Source organism: Apibacter adventoris (assembly GCF_002964975.1).
Lineage (GTDB): Bacteria > Bacteroidota > Bacteroidia > Flavobacteriales > Weeksellaceae > Apibacter > Apibacter adventoris.
On record NZ_PSZM01000046.1, the window covers coordinates 159,854 to 176,860 of the forward strand.

General features: G+C 28.3%; 14 protein-coding genes. 6 read left to right on the forward strand and 8 right to left on the reverse strand.

The window, feature by feature from the left end; all coding sequences use genetic code 11:
* Positions 1 to 8: 8 nt before the first annotated feature.
* Genes C4S77_RS11195 through C4S77_RS11205 form a run of 3 tightly spaced genes read right to left on the reverse strand, consistent with a single transcriptional unit; the run spans position 9 to position 2,682 of the window.
* Positions 9 to 734 (reverse strand): hypothetical protein, encoded by a 726-nt coding sequence (locus C4S77_RS11195; protein WP_105247620.1) that lies wholly within the window; start codon positions 732 to 734, stop codon positions 9 to 11.
* Entirely contained in the window at positions 735 to 1,724 is a 990-nt protein-coding gene (locus C4S77_RS11200) for a glycerophosphoryl diester phosphodiesterase membrane domain-containing protein (protein ID WP_146106112.1), read from the reverse strand.
* Entirely contained in the window at positions 1,702 to 2,682 is a 981-nt protein-coding gene (locus C4S77_RS11205; RefSeq protein ID WP_105247622.1) for a stage II sporulation protein M, read from the reverse strand. Before C4S77_RS11205 ends, C4S77_RS11200 begins: the two co-directional genes overlap by 23 nt.
* 45 nt (positions 2,683 to 2,727) lie before the next feature.
* Between C4S77_RS11205 and C4S77_RS11210 the strand changes: the two genes are divergently transcribed.
* From C4S77_RS11210 to C4S77_RS11220, 3 genes are read left to right on the forward strand one after another with little or no spacing between them, the layout of a single operon-like run.
* Complete coding sequence (locus C4S77_RS11210; protein WP_105247623.1) at positions 2,728 to 3,459, forward strand: RDD family protein; 732 nt, start codon at positions 2,728 to 2,730, stop codon at positions 3,457 to 3,459.
* Positions 3,460 to 3,513: 54 nt separating this feature from the next.
* Entirely contained in the window at positions 3,514 to 4,503 is a 990-nt protein-coding gene (locus C4S77_RS11215; RefSeq protein ID WP_105247624.1) for a Gfo/Idh/MocA family oxidoreductase, read from the forward strand.
* Between the two features lie 49 nt (positions 4,504 to 4,552).
* Positions 4,553 to 4,849 carry a CD225/dispanin family protein gene (locus tag C4S77_RS11220; RefSeq protein WP_105191650.1) on the forward strand — a complete coding sequence of 99 codons (297 nt, stop codon included), beginning with the start codon at positions 4,553 to 4,555 and terminating at the stop codon, positions 4,847 to 4,849.
* A 112-nt stretch (positions 4,850 to 4,961) separates the two neighbouring features.
* On the opposite strand, the gene C4S77_RS11225 is transcribed toward C4S77_RS11220, so the two are convergent.
* The 5 genes from C4S77_RS11225 to C4S77_RS11245 all read right to left on the reverse strand — a co-directional run bounded on the left by C4S77_RS11225 (position 4,962) and on the right by C4S77_RS11245 (position 12,205).
* Complete coding sequence (locus C4S77_RS11225) at positions 4,962 to 5,453, reverse strand: dihydrofolate reductase (protein WP_105247812.1); 492 nt, start codon at positions 5,451 to 5,453, stop codon at positions 4,962 to 4,964.
* Between the two features lie 138 nt (positions 5,454 to 5,591).
* Positions 5,592 to 8,066 (reverse strand): M1 family metallopeptidase, encoded by a 2,475-nt coding sequence (locus C4S77_RS11230; protein ID WP_105247625.1) that lies wholly within the window; start codon positions 8,064 to 8,066, stop codon positions 5,592 to 5,594.
* A 120-nt stretch (positions 8,067 to 8,186) separates the two neighbouring features.
* On the reverse strand, positions 8,187 to 8,480 hold the full coding sequence (locus C4S77_RS11235; protein ID WP_105247626.1) for a DciA family protein: 294 nt from the start codon (positions 8,478 to 8,480) through the stop codon (positions 8,187 to 8,189).
* Between the two features lie 177 nt (positions 8,481 to 8,657).
* Positions 8,658 to 9,737: a DNA replication/repair protein RecF gene (gene recF / locus C4S77_RS11240; protein WP_105247627.1), complete on the reverse strand. Its 1,080-nt coding sequence runs from the start codon at positions 9,735 to 9,737 to the stop codon at positions 8,658 to 8,660.
* 8 nt (positions 9,738 to 9,745) lie between these two features.
* Entirely contained in the window at positions 9,746 to 12,205 is a 2,460-nt protein-coding gene (locus tag C4S77_RS11245; RefSeq protein WP_105247813.1) for an alpha-ketoacid dehydrogenase subunit alpha/beta, read from the reverse strand.
* Positions 12,206 to 12,338: 133 nt separating this feature from the next.
* On the opposite strand from C4S77_RS11245, the gene C4S77_RS11250 reads away from it, so the two are divergent.
* From C4S77_RS11250 to C4S77_RS11260, 3 genes are all read left to right on the forward strand, one after another.
* Positions 12,339 to 14,897 carry a phosphoenolpyruvate carboxylase gene (locus tag C4S77_RS11250; RefSeq protein WP_105247628.1) on the forward strand — a complete coding sequence of 853 codons (2,559 nt, stop codon included), beginning with the start codon at positions 12,339 to 12,341 and terminating at the stop codon, positions 14,895 to 14,897.
* Positions 14,898 to 15,416: 519 nt separating this feature from the next.
* Complete coding sequence (locus tag C4S77_RS11255) at positions 15,417 to 16,187, forward strand: Cof-type HAD-IIB family hydrolase (RefSeq protein ID WP_105247629.1); 771 nt, start codon at positions 15,417 to 15,419, stop codon at positions 16,185 to 16,187.
* 6 nt (positions 16,188 to 16,193) lie between these two features.
* Positions 16,194 to 16,961: an HAD-IIB family hydrolase gene (locus C4S77_RS11260; RefSeq protein WP_105247630.1), complete on the forward strand. Its 768-nt coding sequence runs from the start codon at positions 16,194 to 16,196 to the stop codon at positions 16,959 to 16,961.
* Positions 16,962 to 17,007: the final 46 nt, after the last annotated feature.

Sequence of the window (17,007 nt, forward strand, 5' to 3'; positions counted from 1 at the left end):
TGGTTTTTTTATAATTTTGAAATTAATTGTTGAATTTCCTTAAACTTGATTTCAGCTATACTAAAATCCGATTCTTTTGCTATATGATCTCCATACCAACAATAATCAAAAACAAAAGAAACATCTTTAAAAAGATTTTTCAAATCCGGATTATTAATCTCATAAAAATATTCATAATTAGTTTTTTGATATTCATAGTTAATTAGTTTTAGTACAGAAAGGGTTTTAAGAATTTTTAAATAATAAAAACGAATAGCTAATCGATAATTTTGTTCGTTTACTGCATTAGCAATTAGTAGATCGAAATCAACCGAATTTATATTTTTTTCTACCTCTTCAACAGAGATTTTATTTTTATCATTTCTTCCTATAACAGTTTTAAATTTTTTATAAAAAAATAATATTCCTAAAATAATTAATACCCCTAAAAGAATAAATGAGATTATCCATATTATTTTTCTGCCTGAAAGAGTTTCGGCTCGTAAATTAAAGTTGAAAAATTGATTTAAAAAATCGATAATCTTTTTGTATATAAAAGATAATAAACGTGAAAATAAATTAGGTTCTTGAATAGGAGCTTCATATATAAAATCTTTTTCAGTATATACCTCGGATGGTTTATTAGGTAGATTTTTAGGCTGTAAATGAGAAGAATCATAAATTACGTTTACTTTTGCTGACAATTTGAAAATTGTAACAAAAAACAAAAGTGCAATATATTTTATTCTTTTCATTTATCTTTTCAAATCTGATGAATTATCATAATCTTCAGTTTTACCAATATTTTCTATTTGTGTATTTGTAGCTATTCCTGTTCTGTTTTCTATAGTACTATAATAAAAGATAGAAAGTCCTATATAGTATATAGAATAAGCTACATAACCAATCGCTGCTCCTAAGCCGGTTAAAGCACTGCCTAATAAACTAATAAATGAATTACCAGATGAATTTTGGTTTGCAAAACCCATAAATATATTAAAGTAAATAAGTATAGTCCCTGGTAATTGAAATATGTAAGTAAATAGAGAAGTTATGAGCCCCATAAGAAATATAAATAAAAAAATATTCCAAAAAATACCTTGAGTAAATTTATAGCTTAACTTAAAAGATTCAAAAATTCCTTTATCTTCTAATATAATAAATGCTTGGGCAAATATCAGCTTTATATATAAATAAAACAGTCCGAATATAAAAATAATAAAAAACAAAACAGTAAATATGGCTCCAATAGGACCCATAATCATCGGAAAAAAGCATACAGCATAGGCAATAATAGTAGCTAATAACAAAATAAATTGTGAACCAATAACTTTTCCAAAATATTTTTTAGTTTGTATCCACAAAATAGGAGTAGAAATTTCTTCATTATTTTTATATAATTTTATATAACATAAACTAACAGTATATACTAAGCTCATTGCTAAAAAAGCTGATAATGAAAAGAATAATACATTAGGAATTATTGATAAAAACATATCAGAATAATCATTTGAAACATAAGAGTTTTCATTTATCTCTTGGGTTATATTTGTAAGTATAAGGTTAAAATAACTATTAAAAAATAAAACACTACAAATACCGTATACCAGTAAAATCGGAGCACATATATAAAATAGCCCCGTAAAAAGAGATTTAAAGTTAGCTTTAGTAAACGAAAAAGTATCAGAAAGTAAGCTGCTGATATCCCGAACTTTCAATAGTTCAATTTTTTGAGATTTGTTCATAGGAATTAAATTTTTTATGTAAATTTTTTGGGTAGATAATATAATAAAAAACAATAATACATAAAGAGATAATTATAATTCCTATAGCTATAGGAATAGGCATTAAAGAATGGCGGGTTACAAAACTTTCTAAAAAACCGGCACAAATAAAGAACGGAACTGTACTAAAACATATTTTCATACCATCTCTAAACCCTTTTTGAACGGATTGTAATCGAGTAAAGGTTTTAGGGAATAAAACACTCTTTCCCAAGATAATTCCGGCAGCTCCACAAACAATAATTACAAATATTTCAAAAACACCATGTATCCATATAATAGAATTTGCTCTGGCACCAACCCCTTGTTGAATTAAGAATCCATCAAAGGAACCTATCATTTCACCATTATAAAATAACATGAATATAGGGATGATAGGAGTGAAAATTCCTCCTACAAAAGCAGTAAAGCCCACTTTAATATTATTGGTTGTAATATCCAGAAACATAACAGATGCCGACATATTGTGGTATACCCCCATAGGGTCTCCTTTCTCAATATTATTTAAAGTCATATCCACATATCCGTCTCCCAGAATAACCCTTGCAAAATCCATGTTTTGATAAACAGAAAATAGACCTATTCCGAAGGAAATAAAAAATATAATAAAAGAAAATAATAAGTCTTTCTGGTAGTTTCCAATAAGAAAAGGAATTTCATATTTCCAAAAAGTAATAATACGATTAGAACTTTCTTTTTTATTTTTATAAATAGAAAGATGAGCTTTACGAGCAAGATCATTTAAATAGAGGGTGGTTTTGCTTTTAGGATAATAAGTTTGTGCATAACTTAAATCATTTACCAATTGAAGATATAAATCGGCTAATTTATCCGGGATAAGAACATTACTTTTTGTTAAGGCCTTTTCAAAACTGATCCAGCGTTCTTTATTTTTTTTTATGAAGGCTGCCTCTCTCATTAAAAAATATTACTTTTGTGCAATATTACAAAAAAACATGAGAATATGGAGGGGGTTCATATTAATACATCTCAGAATGTTACCATTGATTTTAATCTTGCAACTATCGGTAACAGAATAGCAGCAAGATTCTTAGATTGGATATTTATCCTTATATATTTAGTGATTTTTTTTATAATTATTTATGTTTTAACAAGTAATGATTTCAATTTTGAACATGAAATGTTAAATATGGTTCTTTATGTTATAATGATTTTACCGGTAGTTTTTTATTCTTTATGGGCTCCTTATTTTATGCAGGGACAAACTTTTGGTAAGAAAATTCTAAAAATAAAGATTGTTAAAGCTGATGGAGCGGAAGCAACCTTTGGAACATATTTTATTCGTTGGTTGTTAAATGTGGTGGATTCTATATTTTATTCTAGTGTAGGATTAATAACTATGGCATCTACAAAAAAAAGACAAAGAGTTGCAGATTTAGTTGCCCATACGGTAGTAATAACTACTAGGCAACAAATAAATTTTGATCAAACAATACTCTATAATTTAGAAGAAAATTATCAGCCCATATTTTCACAAGTTTTACAATTGTCAGATAAAGATGTTCAAATTATTAGAACTTCTTTAGATTTTGCAAAAAAAAATAGAGACTATGAATTAATTAAAAAACTTAGGAATAAAATAGAATCTGTGATAAATGAATATAAATCGGAAATGTCTGATGTAGATTATGTAGATACGGTTATTAAGGATTATCAGTATTTTTCGCAACAATAAAAATAAGTCATTCACATTTTAGTAAATTATATTTTAACTTTGTAAGAAAATAGTATGTTAAAAGCAGGGTTAGTTGGAGCAGGACATTTAGGGAAAATACATTTAAAGTTATTAGATCAATCCTCTAAATATGAACTGGTAGGTTTTCATGATATAGATGTAGAAAATGGAAGAAGACTTGAAGCAGAGTTTGGATATAAATTTTTTGATAATTTTGAGGAATTGCTTGCTTCAATTGAAATTTTGGATATTGTAACTCCCACTTTTGCTCATTTTGAATATGCAAAGAAAGCAATTATTTCAGGGAAACATTTTTTTATAGAAAAACCTATAACTAATACCTTAGCTGAAGCGGAAGAAATAATTAAATTATCAAAAGAATTTAAAGTAAAAGGTCAAGTTGGACATGTAGAGCGATTTAATCCGGCATTTATTGCCTGTAAGCCTTATATCATAAACCCCATGTTCTTAGAAATTCATAGATTGGCAGAGTTTAATCCAAGGGGAACGGATGTTCCTGTTGTTTTAGATCTGATGATCCATGATTTAGATATAGTTCTGTCAGTAATACAATCCAAAGTAAAAGAAATTCATGCGAGTGGGGTAGCTGTAGTAAGTAAAACTCCGGATATTGCAAATGCCAGAATAGAGTTTGAAAACGGTTGTGTTGCCAATGTTACAACCAGTAGAATTTCTATGAAAAATATGAGAAAAAGCAGATTTTTTCAAAAAGATGCCTATATTTCTATCGATTTTTTAGCTAAAAAAGCTGAAATAATTAAGATGAATAAAGCTCCTGAGAAAGAACAGCCTTTTGATATGATTATAGAAAATGCCGAAGGTGAAAAAAAACAAATTATATTTCAATACCCTGAAATTCATAATAATAATGCTATATTAGATGAATTAGAATCATTGGCAGATTCTATTGAACATCAGACACCAATAAAAGTGAGTTTAACTCAAGGCAAAGAAGCGTTAAGAATTGCTCTAGAAGTAATGAGGCAGATTGAACATAAGTTATCTTTAAACAAAGTAGATTAAATAAAGATATCAAATAAAAATTATTTATTTTTTCAAATGGTTGTGAGATATGAAAGATCGAGAGGAAAATGAAAAATTACTAGCAGATGAACATCCAGATAATTATTTAGCATTTGCTATTTTATGTACAGTAGTTTGTTTTGCTCCGGTAGGAATTTTTGCTTTATTTTATTCATTACGCGTAAATCAATATTGGGCAAGCGGGAACATTTTAAAGGCTCGTAGAGCTTCTATTATTACACGAATTATTTGTGTTTGGACGATAATAGCAGGAATTATATTTTGGATTGGTATTTTATTTGGTGCTTCTTATAATATATTTGGACATAAGCCATTAAGGCATTAATGCAACTAAAATTACATTTGCATTTAAAATATTTCCCTTTTTTATTAAAAAAATAAAATACAGTTATATTTAAGTTATATAAAATCATGTAAAACGTGCTTAAATAATAAAACTATTTATATTTTTGAAAGGTTAAAAATGTAAAATCATAAATATGTTTTTCATCTTTAGGATGGAATTTTTCATAAGTTTTATTCCATTTAGATAAATTTAAATATGGGAAAAAGGTATCGGCTTCATTAACTTTTGTATGTACACGAGTTACTTCAATAGCATCTATAAAATCTAATGCCTGTTTATAAATAGTACCTCCTCCGATTATGAAAGGGTCTGCATCAACTTTTTTGGCAATTTCAATAGCTTCTTGTAAAGAATGGGTAAGGACAACACCCTCAGGCACAATATAATTCAAGTTATTAGAAATTATAATGTTAAGACGATTTGGTAAAGGTTTTGTTAAAGATTCAAAGGTATTTCTTCCCATAATCACAGGATGATTCAAAGTCAACTTTTTAAATCTTTTTAAGTCATCCGGTAAATTCCATAAAAGCTGATTATCTTTTCCAATCGCATTATTTTCATCCATTGCCACAATAATTCTCATTTTTTCTTCTATATAATTTTTCAATAGTTAAAATTAAATAATTTTTTTTTAGACTTTTAAATATTTTATCAAGAAAAAAATAAACTAAAAGACTTCCTAAATTTTTAAGAAGTCTATGTTATAAAATAAGAAATTATGTTATTTCATTTTATTCAATCCTTCAGTAATAATTTTCACCTGTTTTTGTAAAGCTTCATTTGTAGGATTAGAATTAGACGCTTGTTGTTTTAATTGTAAACCATTCTGCATCATTTCTAACAATATTTCTCCGGAGTTATATCCTTTAACCTGTAAGTAAATTTTTACAATGCTGTTAACTAAATTTTTAGTAGCCATAAGATAATCTCCGCTCATAATATCTTTAAATGCAGAAAAGTATGTATTAGCTTCTTCTTGAGATTGAGCAGTAAATAACAAAGGGACAAGCCTTTTAGAAATTAAATTTATTTTTGAATAATCTTGAGCTATTATAACTGCTTTTGCCATAGCATTCATTAAAATATCTCCCGGATCTTTATCATCGATATTATTAATAATTTCTAGAGCAGCTTCTTTATTAGTTTGTAATAAAGCTTCAATACAAGCCGATTTTACAGAATAAGATTTACTAGAAGAAAATTTTATAAATGTTTTAGAATATTTAGCAGCATCAATATTAGCTAATTGTTTAATAGCTTCGGCTTGTACCGGAGTTTGAGTTTCAGTATTTAAAACCTTTTCTAAAATTGAAGCGGATTTTTGTTTAACCGTAGGATTAGTTTCATCTAATTTAGATATGGCTAATTTTCTAATACCTTCATATTTATCGGTTGTAATAGCTTCTAATAAAGTTTCTAAGGCTTTTTTGTTTGAAATTTGAACATCTGCTAATTTGTTAATTGCTTCTATTTTAGAGTGATATTCAGGGGTGTTTTTATATTGGAATATATATTGTTCTGTAGTTTTATCTTCAATAATTTCACATAATAAAATATCGTCAGGATTGATATTTACTAATTGAGGTATAGACTTATAAGGAATTTCAAAAGAATTATTTTCAATAGCTTTAGCCCAAACCTGATGTTTAGTGGATTTTCCATTTTCATATACATCTATATCCAGAGGAAATTGAAATTTAGGCTCTTGAGTTTGAAGAATTTCTATTTTTATTAATTTTTTAGACTCATCTAAACTATAAGTAGCTTTTAGTTTTGGGTGCCCATTGCCATAATACCATTGATTGAAAAACCAATTTAGATCTTTTCCGCTAACTTCTTCCAAAGCGAGACGTAAATGATGCGCTTCCGTAGCTTTATATTCATTATTTTTTAAATATTTATTTAATCCGGCAAAAAAAGCGTCATCTCCCAAATATTTTCTTAGCATATGTAAAATAAGACCTCCTTTATTATAAGTAACTGCATCAAACATGTCTTCGCGATCTTTGTAATGAAATCTAACTAAGTCTTTATCAAAATCAACTTTCCCATACATATATCCATCTTTTTCTTCTTGTTTATGTTCTTCTGCTTTATCTTTTCCATATTTATGTTCAAGCCATAAATATTCGGAATAATTGGCAAAAGATTCATTAACTGTTAAATTAGACCAGCTTTCACTCGTAGCGAGGTCACCAAACCAATGATGAAAAAGTTCATGGGCTATCGTTGTCTCCCATAGATTTCCATCAATTAATTGTCCTGGTTTTTGTTGAGCTTTTTCCATGTGTAAGGTAGCTGTTGTATTTTCCATGGCACCACTCACATAATCTCTGCCTACCATTTGACTGTATTTTTCCCAAGGATAAGGATAATTTAATAAATTAGAAAAAAAATCAATCATATCAGGAGTATCGCCAAAAATTTGTTTTGCGTAGGGCTCATATTCCTTTTCAACATAATATTCAACAGGTATATTCTTCCACTTATCTTTTACAATGGCAAAATCTCCAACTCCCATAAAAAATAAATAGGGTGCATGTTTCTTATCAAATTTCCAATAGTCGGTACGGGTTCCGTCAGAATTTTTTGTTTGGCTCTTTAATAATCCATTGGATAAGGTGACATACTTATCAGGAACTGTCATATAAATTTCTTCGGAAGTTTTTTGATTGGTTTTATCAATGGTAGGAAACCAGCAACTACTAGATTCTGTTTCACCTTGTGTCCATATTTGAGTAGGTTTGTCTTCTTCTTCTCCTCTTGGGTTAATAAAATAAAGCCCTTTTGCATCATTAATGGCACCACTGCCTTTTTGTGATACAGATGAAGGAATTGCAATATATTTTATATATACTGTATAAAGTTCATTTTTCTTATATAACTTATCTAGAGAAATTTTTATTTTAGAATTTTGGTATGTGTATTTTAGATCTTTACCATTTTCTAGAGTAACTTTTAAAATTTCCATGCCTTTAGCATCTAGTGATAAAGAATCTGTAGGGTAAAAATGAGGTTCAAGTGTAATCCAAGCTTCTCCTGCCATTTTTTCGTTAGGTATATCAAAACTTACTTTTAATTTTGTATGTACCAAATCATTAATCATAGTAGCTGAAGGCTGGTAATTGGAATAGTCTTGGGCATTACATATGCCTAAAGTAATAAAAAAGACTATAAATAAAAATCTTTTTTTCATTATAATTGTTTTTTTGATTGTGTATATTAATATATGTGTAAAAATAATTGATAAAATGTTACAAAAGCTTGGAGGGTTTATTGTTATTTATAATTATGATATTTAAAAATAAAATATAAATTATATGAATTTTATTTTATTAATATATTTAGTGTGAGTTTCTTTTATAATTTCGGATAAAATTGCAGCTTGATTATAATTAAGTTCATTTCGTAAACTTGCTGAATTTAATTGGATAAACAAGACTTTTTTATCAATAAACATTTTTAGAGTGTGCTTACATATAACATCTCCCATCATGTTTTTCCAAATTTTTTCTATTTCCAGAATTAGTAATTTTTCCTCTAAACCTAAAGCCTTAATAAGGCTTTTAATTGCTGAATTACTGGTTTGTTCCTTTCTTCTTAAGCTCATATAGAAATCCTCACTTCTCAAAATTACAATAAAATTGAATAATTAATGAATTAAAATATAACAGATGATTTTTCTCATACTATTAAAGAAATTTTCAGAGAGAAAAATTAATTTTTAATTACATAAAAAGATTTTAATTAAAAGGAAGAAATTATAGATTAAAATCAGTAAATAAATTTATAAACTAAAAATTTTATAATCAGAACTAATTTGGTCAACTATTTTTTCAGTTCTTTCTTTATGGGTGTCTGAAAGGAAAATTTGTCCAAACTTCTCTTTATGAACCAGCTTTACTAACTGCGCCACACGATGTTCATCCAGTTTGTCAAAAATGTCATCCATAAGCAAAAGCGGATTTTTTCCGGATTTATCTTTAATGAGTTGAAGTTGAGCTAATTTTAAAGAAATTAAAAAAGATTTTTGCTGTCCCTGAGAACCGAATTTTTTAATAGGATAATCAAATAAATTAAAGATAAGATCATCTTTATGAATTCCTTGAGTAGTATAGGTACAGACTCGATCTTTATCAATGTTTTCCTTTAAAATATTATCTAAACTATTCTTATTCAGATCAGAAATATACTGTATGGAGACAGTCTCTTTTCCGAGAGAAAGAACCGAATAAAATTTAGAGAAATTTGGTAAATAATTCGAGATAAAGTCTTTTCGTAGCCGATGAATTTTAGTACCATTTTCAATAAGTTCAGAATCATATATTTCTAAGCTTATTGCATCAAAAGTATGAGTAGTGGAAAATAATTTTAATAAAGCATTTCTTTGAGCTAAGGCTTTTTGATATCGAATTAGTAGATGTAAATATTCTGGATTAATTTGGCTTATCATTCCATCCATAAATTTTCTCCTATATTCACTTCCTTCTGTAATCAGATTCTGGTCGTAAGGAGAAATCATAACGGAGGGATATTTTCCAATATGTTCAGATAGTTTTTCGTAAGCTTTGTTATTTCTTTTAATTATTTTTTTTTGTCCTGGTTGAACTAAAAGTTTTATAATATCTTCAGTTGAGTCATCTGCAAAATCACCTTCCAGAGAGAAAAATTTTTCTCCAAATCGAATATTATTCTGGTCTGAATAATTTAGATAACTTTTAGTAAGTGATAGATAATGAATAGCATCTAAAATATTAGTTTTACCCACTCCATTGTTACCTACAAAACAGTTAATATTAGCAGAAAAAGAAAATTGCTTTTCTGCAAAGTTTTTGAAATTGAATAACTTTAGATCTTTCAGATACATCTTAAAAATTATCTGATTTTTGGATATTCTAAAGGATTTGCCTCATGCATAATTTCATATATTCCTTCTACTATATCATCTAAGGAAGGTTTGGAAAAATAATCTCCATCTGAACTGTAAGCAGGGCGATGTTCTTGGGCTGTTATTGTTTTTGGAGCGGAATCTAAATATTGATAACCTTTTTGCTCTTCCAAAACTTTTTGCATTAAATATGAGTTTGCTCCACCTGGAACATCTTCATCAATAATAACTAAGCGGTTGGTTTTTTTTAGGCTTTCCACTACTTGATGTTTATTATCAAAAGGAACCAGAGATTGGGCGTCGATAATTTCAATGTCAATACCTAAAGTTTGTAATTCTTGAGCTGCTTTAGTAACAATTTTCCATGTTGCGCCATAGGTAAGTACCGTAATATCTTTTCCTTCTCGGGTAATTTCTACTTCTCCTACAGGAGTAGTAAATTCTCCTAAATTATTGGGAAGGAATTCTTTTAAACGGTATCCATTTAAGCATTCAATAATTAACGAAGGCTCATCCGCTTGTAACATAGTATTGTAAAAGCCGGCAGCTTTGACAAAATTACGAGGAACTAATATAAAGATGCCACGTAAAAAATGAATTAAACCTCCCATAGGGGATCCGGAATGCCAGATTCCTTCCAATCTGTGTCCGCGAGTACGCACAATAAGAGGGGCTTTTTGTTTTCCTTTAGTACGGTAACTTAAACTTGCTAAGTCATCACTTAAGGTTTGTAGTCCATAAAGAATATAATCAAGATATTGGATTTCAGCAATGGGACGTAAACCTCTCATAGCCATACCGATTCCTTGACCTATTATTGTAGCTTCACGAATGCCTGTATCTGCAATTCGATTTGTACCATATTTTTCTTGTAACCCTTCCATTCCTTGATTAACATCACCTATTTTTCCTACATCTTCTCCAAAAGCTATGACCTCCGGATATTTTTCAAATATTTTATCAAAATTGTTACGGATCACAATTCTTCCATCTACTTCTGCTGGATTTTCATCATAAGTAGGGGGAATAGATGGGACATTTAATGCTGAAAACGGTGTTTCAGGGTATAATTTGGAATTATAATTATCTTCTTCTTTTATTAAGCTTTCATCTAACCAATTTATAAGATTAGTTTTATCAGGAGAATTTTCCTCTCTGACAATACGTAACACTTTTCTTATGAAGTGAAATATATCTTTTTTATAAGGGTTTTCAATATTTTGGAAAGCTTCTTTTTCTTTATTTATAAATAATTTTTTAGGACTCTTTTTACTTAAAATTTCAACTAAGGATAAAGCTTTATTTTTTAAAAAATTAATATCAGTACGGAATTTATTCCATGCCTTTTTTTGATGTTCTTTAACCAATTGTTTAACTTCTTGTTCCAGGGATATCAATTCTTCTTCTGAAGCAAGATATAATTCATGATTATTTTCTTTATCGTAAACAATAAATTCTTTAATCCAATTTCTAAATTTTATATTACAATCATATTCTTTTTCCCATTGTAAGCGTTCAGCAGATTTGTATCTTTCATGTGATCCCGAAGTAGAGTGCCCCTGAGGTTGTGTTAGCTCAGTTACATGAACAATTACAGGAATGTGATTCTCTCTTGCAAATTGTTCTGCTTTTGTATAAGCATCTATAAGTTCAGCATAATTCCATCCTCGAACTTTTATTATTTCACAGCCCTTACTTTCTTCATTAGATTTACGTTGAAACCCTTGTAAAAGTTCTGTAAAATCTTCTTTTGCTCTTTGACTGGATGAAGTTACAGAAATTCCATAACCATCATCCCAGATAGATAAGATCATAGGAATCTGTAATGCACAAGCTGCATTTAAAGCTTCCCAAAAGTGTCCTTCAGCCGTGCTTGCATCTCCGATAGTTCCAAAGGCAATTTCTTTTCCCTGATTGGAAAAATGAATTTTATTTTCTAAATCTTTTACATTTTTATATACTTTGGAAGCATAAGCTAATCCTAATAATCGTGGAATTTGAGCAGCTGTAGGAGAAAGATCGGCAGCTATATTTTTCTGTTCGGTAAGGTTTTTCCAGCTACCATCTTCGTTCACATAATGTGTAGCATAATGACAATTCATCATTCTTCCTCCAGATTCTGGTTCCCTATTTTGATTTGTGTCTGCATATAATTGGGCAAAATAATTTTCGATAGTAATTTCACCTATAGCTAAAGCAAAAGTTTGATCTCGATAGTATCCAGAACGAAAGTCACCATTTTTAAAAACTTTAGACATAGCAATTTGTGGCAACTCTTTTCCATCTCCTAAAATTCCAAATTTTGCTTTTCCGGAAAGAACTTCTTTTCTCCCTAACAAGCTACATTCACGGCTAATTAGACATAGACGGTAGTCGTGTAAGACTTCTTTTTTAAATTCCTGAAAACTTAAATTAGCTTCGGACTCTATAGAAACTTTTTTTTCAATCACTTCGTAATATTATTTAATAAAAACCAAGCAAAGTTACAGATTTTATTAGAACGAAAGTTCATATTAAAGAGCTAAAAAAACAAAAATTTGTAAACTAAATTTTATAATTTTGTTATATCAATATAAAAATATGAATAATAATATTGCTGAAAATACTTTTAGGCAGGAAGTAGAAAATAAATATATTGTTTACAATAGTTTATTTTCTAATTTGCCCTATGATGATATGGGGAAATTGGGAGCTTTAACTCCTATGTTATGTGATTTAAGTATTAAAGAGTTAAAAAAGTCTAAAAACCCTAGTGATATAATAAACACATTTTTGAATAAGTTTGCTCATATTAAAGGAGAACAGGAAAAAATAGATTTATTATTTAAAATAATTCAGTTCATAGAAAGAGAGGTAGTTTTATTTGATTCTGTAGAAGATGCTTCTTTTGACCGGATAGTTGGATTGCAACACCAAAAAGGGACATTAGAGAATATGTATCAGGTGGCTCAGCAACAAAAAAAACTAGATGCTGTTTATGAAGAATTAAAAACTTTTAAAGTACGAGTAGTTTTTACTGCCCACCCTACTCAATTTTATCCGAACCCGGTTTTAAGAATTATTGCAGATTTAACTCAGGCTATACAAAAAAATAATATTTCTCAAATTAATGATTTACTTCAACAATTAGGTAAAACTCCGTTTATTAACAAAACGAAGCCTACTCCCTTAGAAGAAGCTAAAAGCATTATGTATTATTTACGTTATGTTTATTATAAAGCTATAGGTCAATTGCACGAAAAATTATTTTTAGAACATTATAAGCCTGGTGAAGATTTTATTCCTGTTATGGAATTAGGTTTTTGGCCGGGTGGAGATAGAGATGGAAATCCTTTTGTAACAGCTGAAATTACTAAACAGGTAACTGAAGAATTAAAGATTAATATATTGAAATGTTATTATGAGGATTTAAGAGGTATTTTAAGAAAACTTACTTTTAGAGGAGTTTATGAAAAGTTGGAAAATTTGTCTGGTCTTATATATGAAAATACTTTTAGTTTAAGGAATGATTTAACTACGGAAGATATTTTACAAAAAGTGGAAGAAATAAAAAAGGTTTTAATTGAAAAACATGATGGATTATTCTCAAATGAATTAGATAGATTTACACGTCAGGTTAAAACCTTTAAATTACATTTTGCATCCTTAGATATCAGGCAAGATAGCAGTATTCATAATCTTATTTTAAATAAAATTGTTAAGCGATATAATTTGTCAGACAATTCTTATGATAAAATGGATAATGAAGAGAAGTTTTACATATTGTTTCAATCTAACATAATTATTAAAGAAGAAGATTTTGAAGAAGACATTATAAAAGATACAATTCGGAATATTAAGCAATTAAAAAAAATTCAAAAAGAAAACGGTGAGCGTTCAATTCACAGATATATTATTAGTAATTCTACTACTATATTTAGTGTGTTGGAAGTATTGGCATTATTTGATTTTTGTGGATATAAACCTCAGGAAATAAATGTGGATATAATTCCTTTGTTTGAAACTGTAGAGGGTTTAGACAATGCTGAAAATGTTATGGAGCAATTGTATAATTTACCATTATATAGAAACCATTTAGAAAGAAGGAGAAAACAGCAGACAATTATGCTTGGATTTTCAGATGGAACCAAAGATGGAGGATATGTAAAAGCTAACTGGGGGATATTTAAAGCTAAAGAAAGGTTAACTCAAGTATCTAAAAATAATAATATTGAAGTATTATTTTTTGATGGAAGAGGAGGACCTCCGGCAAGAGGAGGTGGAAAAACCAGACAATTTTATGCATCACAAAGCCCCACCATTGCTTCTAATCAAATTCAATTAACTATTCAGGGTCAAACTATAACGTCTTCCTATGGTTCTGTAGATCAAGCTAAACATAATTTTGAACAATTAATTACCGCTGGAATTTCAAATAAAGTTTTTGTAGATGTAAAGTTGAATCTCACTTCTGAAGACAGAAATATTTTAAATAGGCTTTCAGCAATAAGTTATAAAAAATATTTGGAACTAAAAAATCACCCTCAATTTATTTCTTATTTAGAAGAAAGAAGTACGGTAGAATATTACGGAAAAGCTAATATTGGAAGTCGACCTTCAAAAAGAGGTAAAACTTCAGGGTTGAGTTTTAAAGATTTACGTGCAATTCCTTTTGTAGGTTCATGGAGCCAGTCTAAACAAAATGTTCCTGGGTATTTTGGTTTTGGCACTGCTGTTTTAAAACTAAAAGAAGAGGGTAAAATGCCCGATTTACAAGAGCTTTATAAAAGGTCTTTGTATTTTAAAACCTTAGTTCAAAATAGTATGATGTCGATGATTAAATGTAACTTTACTTTAACTTCATATATGAAAGAAAATGATAAATATTCAGATTTTTGGAATATTTTAAATGATGAATATTTATTGACTTGTAAATTATTATTAGAAGTTGCCCAACAGAAGGTTTTGATGGAAAAAGAAGAAATAAACCGGCTTTCTGTATTATGTAGGGAAAAAATTATGTTACCCTTATTAATTATACAACAATTTTCTTTGCAGAAAATACATGAAGTGGATAAGGATGAAGAAAGGCTAATTTATGAAAAAATGCTTGTGCGTACTTTATATGGAATAATAAATGCAAGTCGAAACTCTGCTTAAATAAAATATTATAACTGTAAATACCAAAAGAGAGTTATTTTTTACTCTCTTTTGCTTTTATCAATTTTTCAGTTTTTTTGTTATAGGGAGTTATTAAAAAATAAAAGTTTGAAATGAATAATTCCATCTAACAAAGATAAGCTTCCATATAAAAATGTTCAATTATTAAACCTTATTTATAAAGAGTCGTAAATCTTTATAATATGCATATCCCAATCCAAGAAATCCCTAATATTGAGAAACTCAAAAAAATAATAAAAAAAATATTTTAATTATCCATTAAATAACTATAAGGTATAATTAATAAAACTAAAAACTAAAGCTGTTTTTTATTGGATTTGGAAAAAATCTATTCTGTTTTGAAAATAGTGATTCCTATGCGTCCTAACAAGGTTATTCTAGACCTTAAAAAGCAATAATAATTTCAATAAAATAATATGGAGATTCATTTCATTATTTAATGTAATTTTCAAGAAGAAAAAAATAATAAGGATTATCTTTGTTTAATAGATTTAATATATGATAAAAGCAATATTCTTTGATATAGATGGAACATTAATTAGTTTTAAAGCTCATACAATAAACTCACAGACCTTAAAAGCTTTGTATTCAGCTAAACAGAATGGGGTGAAATTATTTATTGCAACTGGACGACATAAATTGGAAACAGATCGTTTTAACGGTTTTAAATTTGAGGGTCATGTAACTATGAACGGACAATATTGTTTTAATCAGGAAAAGGTTATATATAAAAACCCTATAGATAAACTCTCTGTTCAATCTGTAATTTCCATAGCTCAAAAAAGTGGAGAAGCATATATGTTTTTTGAAGAAAACAATGTGTACCTTAACAAAAAGAACATATATGTAGAAAAAGTACTGGAGGATATAAATGTAACCAATATACAAATAGAAGACTTGAGTTCTTTTTCAGACAAAGAAATATTCCAGATTGTAAGTTTTGTGAATGTTGAGAAAGAAGATGAGGTAAAAAAGCAACTTCCTAGTTGTGAAGTGACCCGTTGGCATCCTTTATTTATGGATATAAACCCAAAAGGTGGAAATAAAAAATTAGGTATACAAAAAATGTTAGAATATTATAGTATTTCTCCAGATGAAATAATGACAATAGGTGATGGAGAAAATGATATATCTATGTTAGAACTGGCACAATATAGTGTTGCTATGGGAAATGCTTCTGATGAAGTAAAATCTCATGCAAAATATATTACCTCTAGTGTAGATCAGGATGGGGTAATTCAAGCTTTAAAACATTATCAAATTATATAAAAAGAAATGATGAAAAATATTTTTGCTTTCGATATAGATGGAACTTTAATGAAATTTAGTAGTCCTAAAATAGACCAATATGCAGAAATGTCTATAAAAGAGGCTAAGAAATTAGGAGAGGTAGTATTGGCTTCAGCACGTCCCTATAGAGGAATTACCAGTCTATATAATTCCAATTTATCTATAGACCATATTGTAGCTTTAAATGGAGCCCATATAATTTCAGGGAATAAGGAAAAAATGGTCCCCATTCCTACAGAAATTGCGAAAATATTAATTTCACAAAAATCTAATTATCCTAATTTTTGGATATACACAAAAAAAGGTTGGTATGCAGATAATATTTCAACTCCAGAATGTAAAAAAGAAATTTATGGGGTTAATTTTGAGCCATATTCATTTGCAGAATATGAAAACGATGGAATATTAAAAATTTTAATTGTTTTAAATGAAAATATTCAAGAAACAATAGAAAAAATAAGGAATATATCTAATGATATAACCGTAGTAACCTCTTCAGATACCTTTATTGAAATTTTTTCTTCAAAAATTAATAAATTTAAAGCTATTCAAAGTTTATATACCGGAGAAGTTCGTATTTATTCATTTGGTGATTCTAATAATGATGAAGAAATGATTAAAAATTCTTTTTGGGGAAGTGCTGTAAATAATGCTACAGATAATGTAAAATCTTCAGCAAAATACATTTCTAAATATAAATATGGACAAGGGGTTTATGATGCTATGCAAATTATTAAGTCTAAATTTTTTTAACCTGCTGGTTTAAAAGTAGATAGTCGTATTTATTTTACTTTTGTTT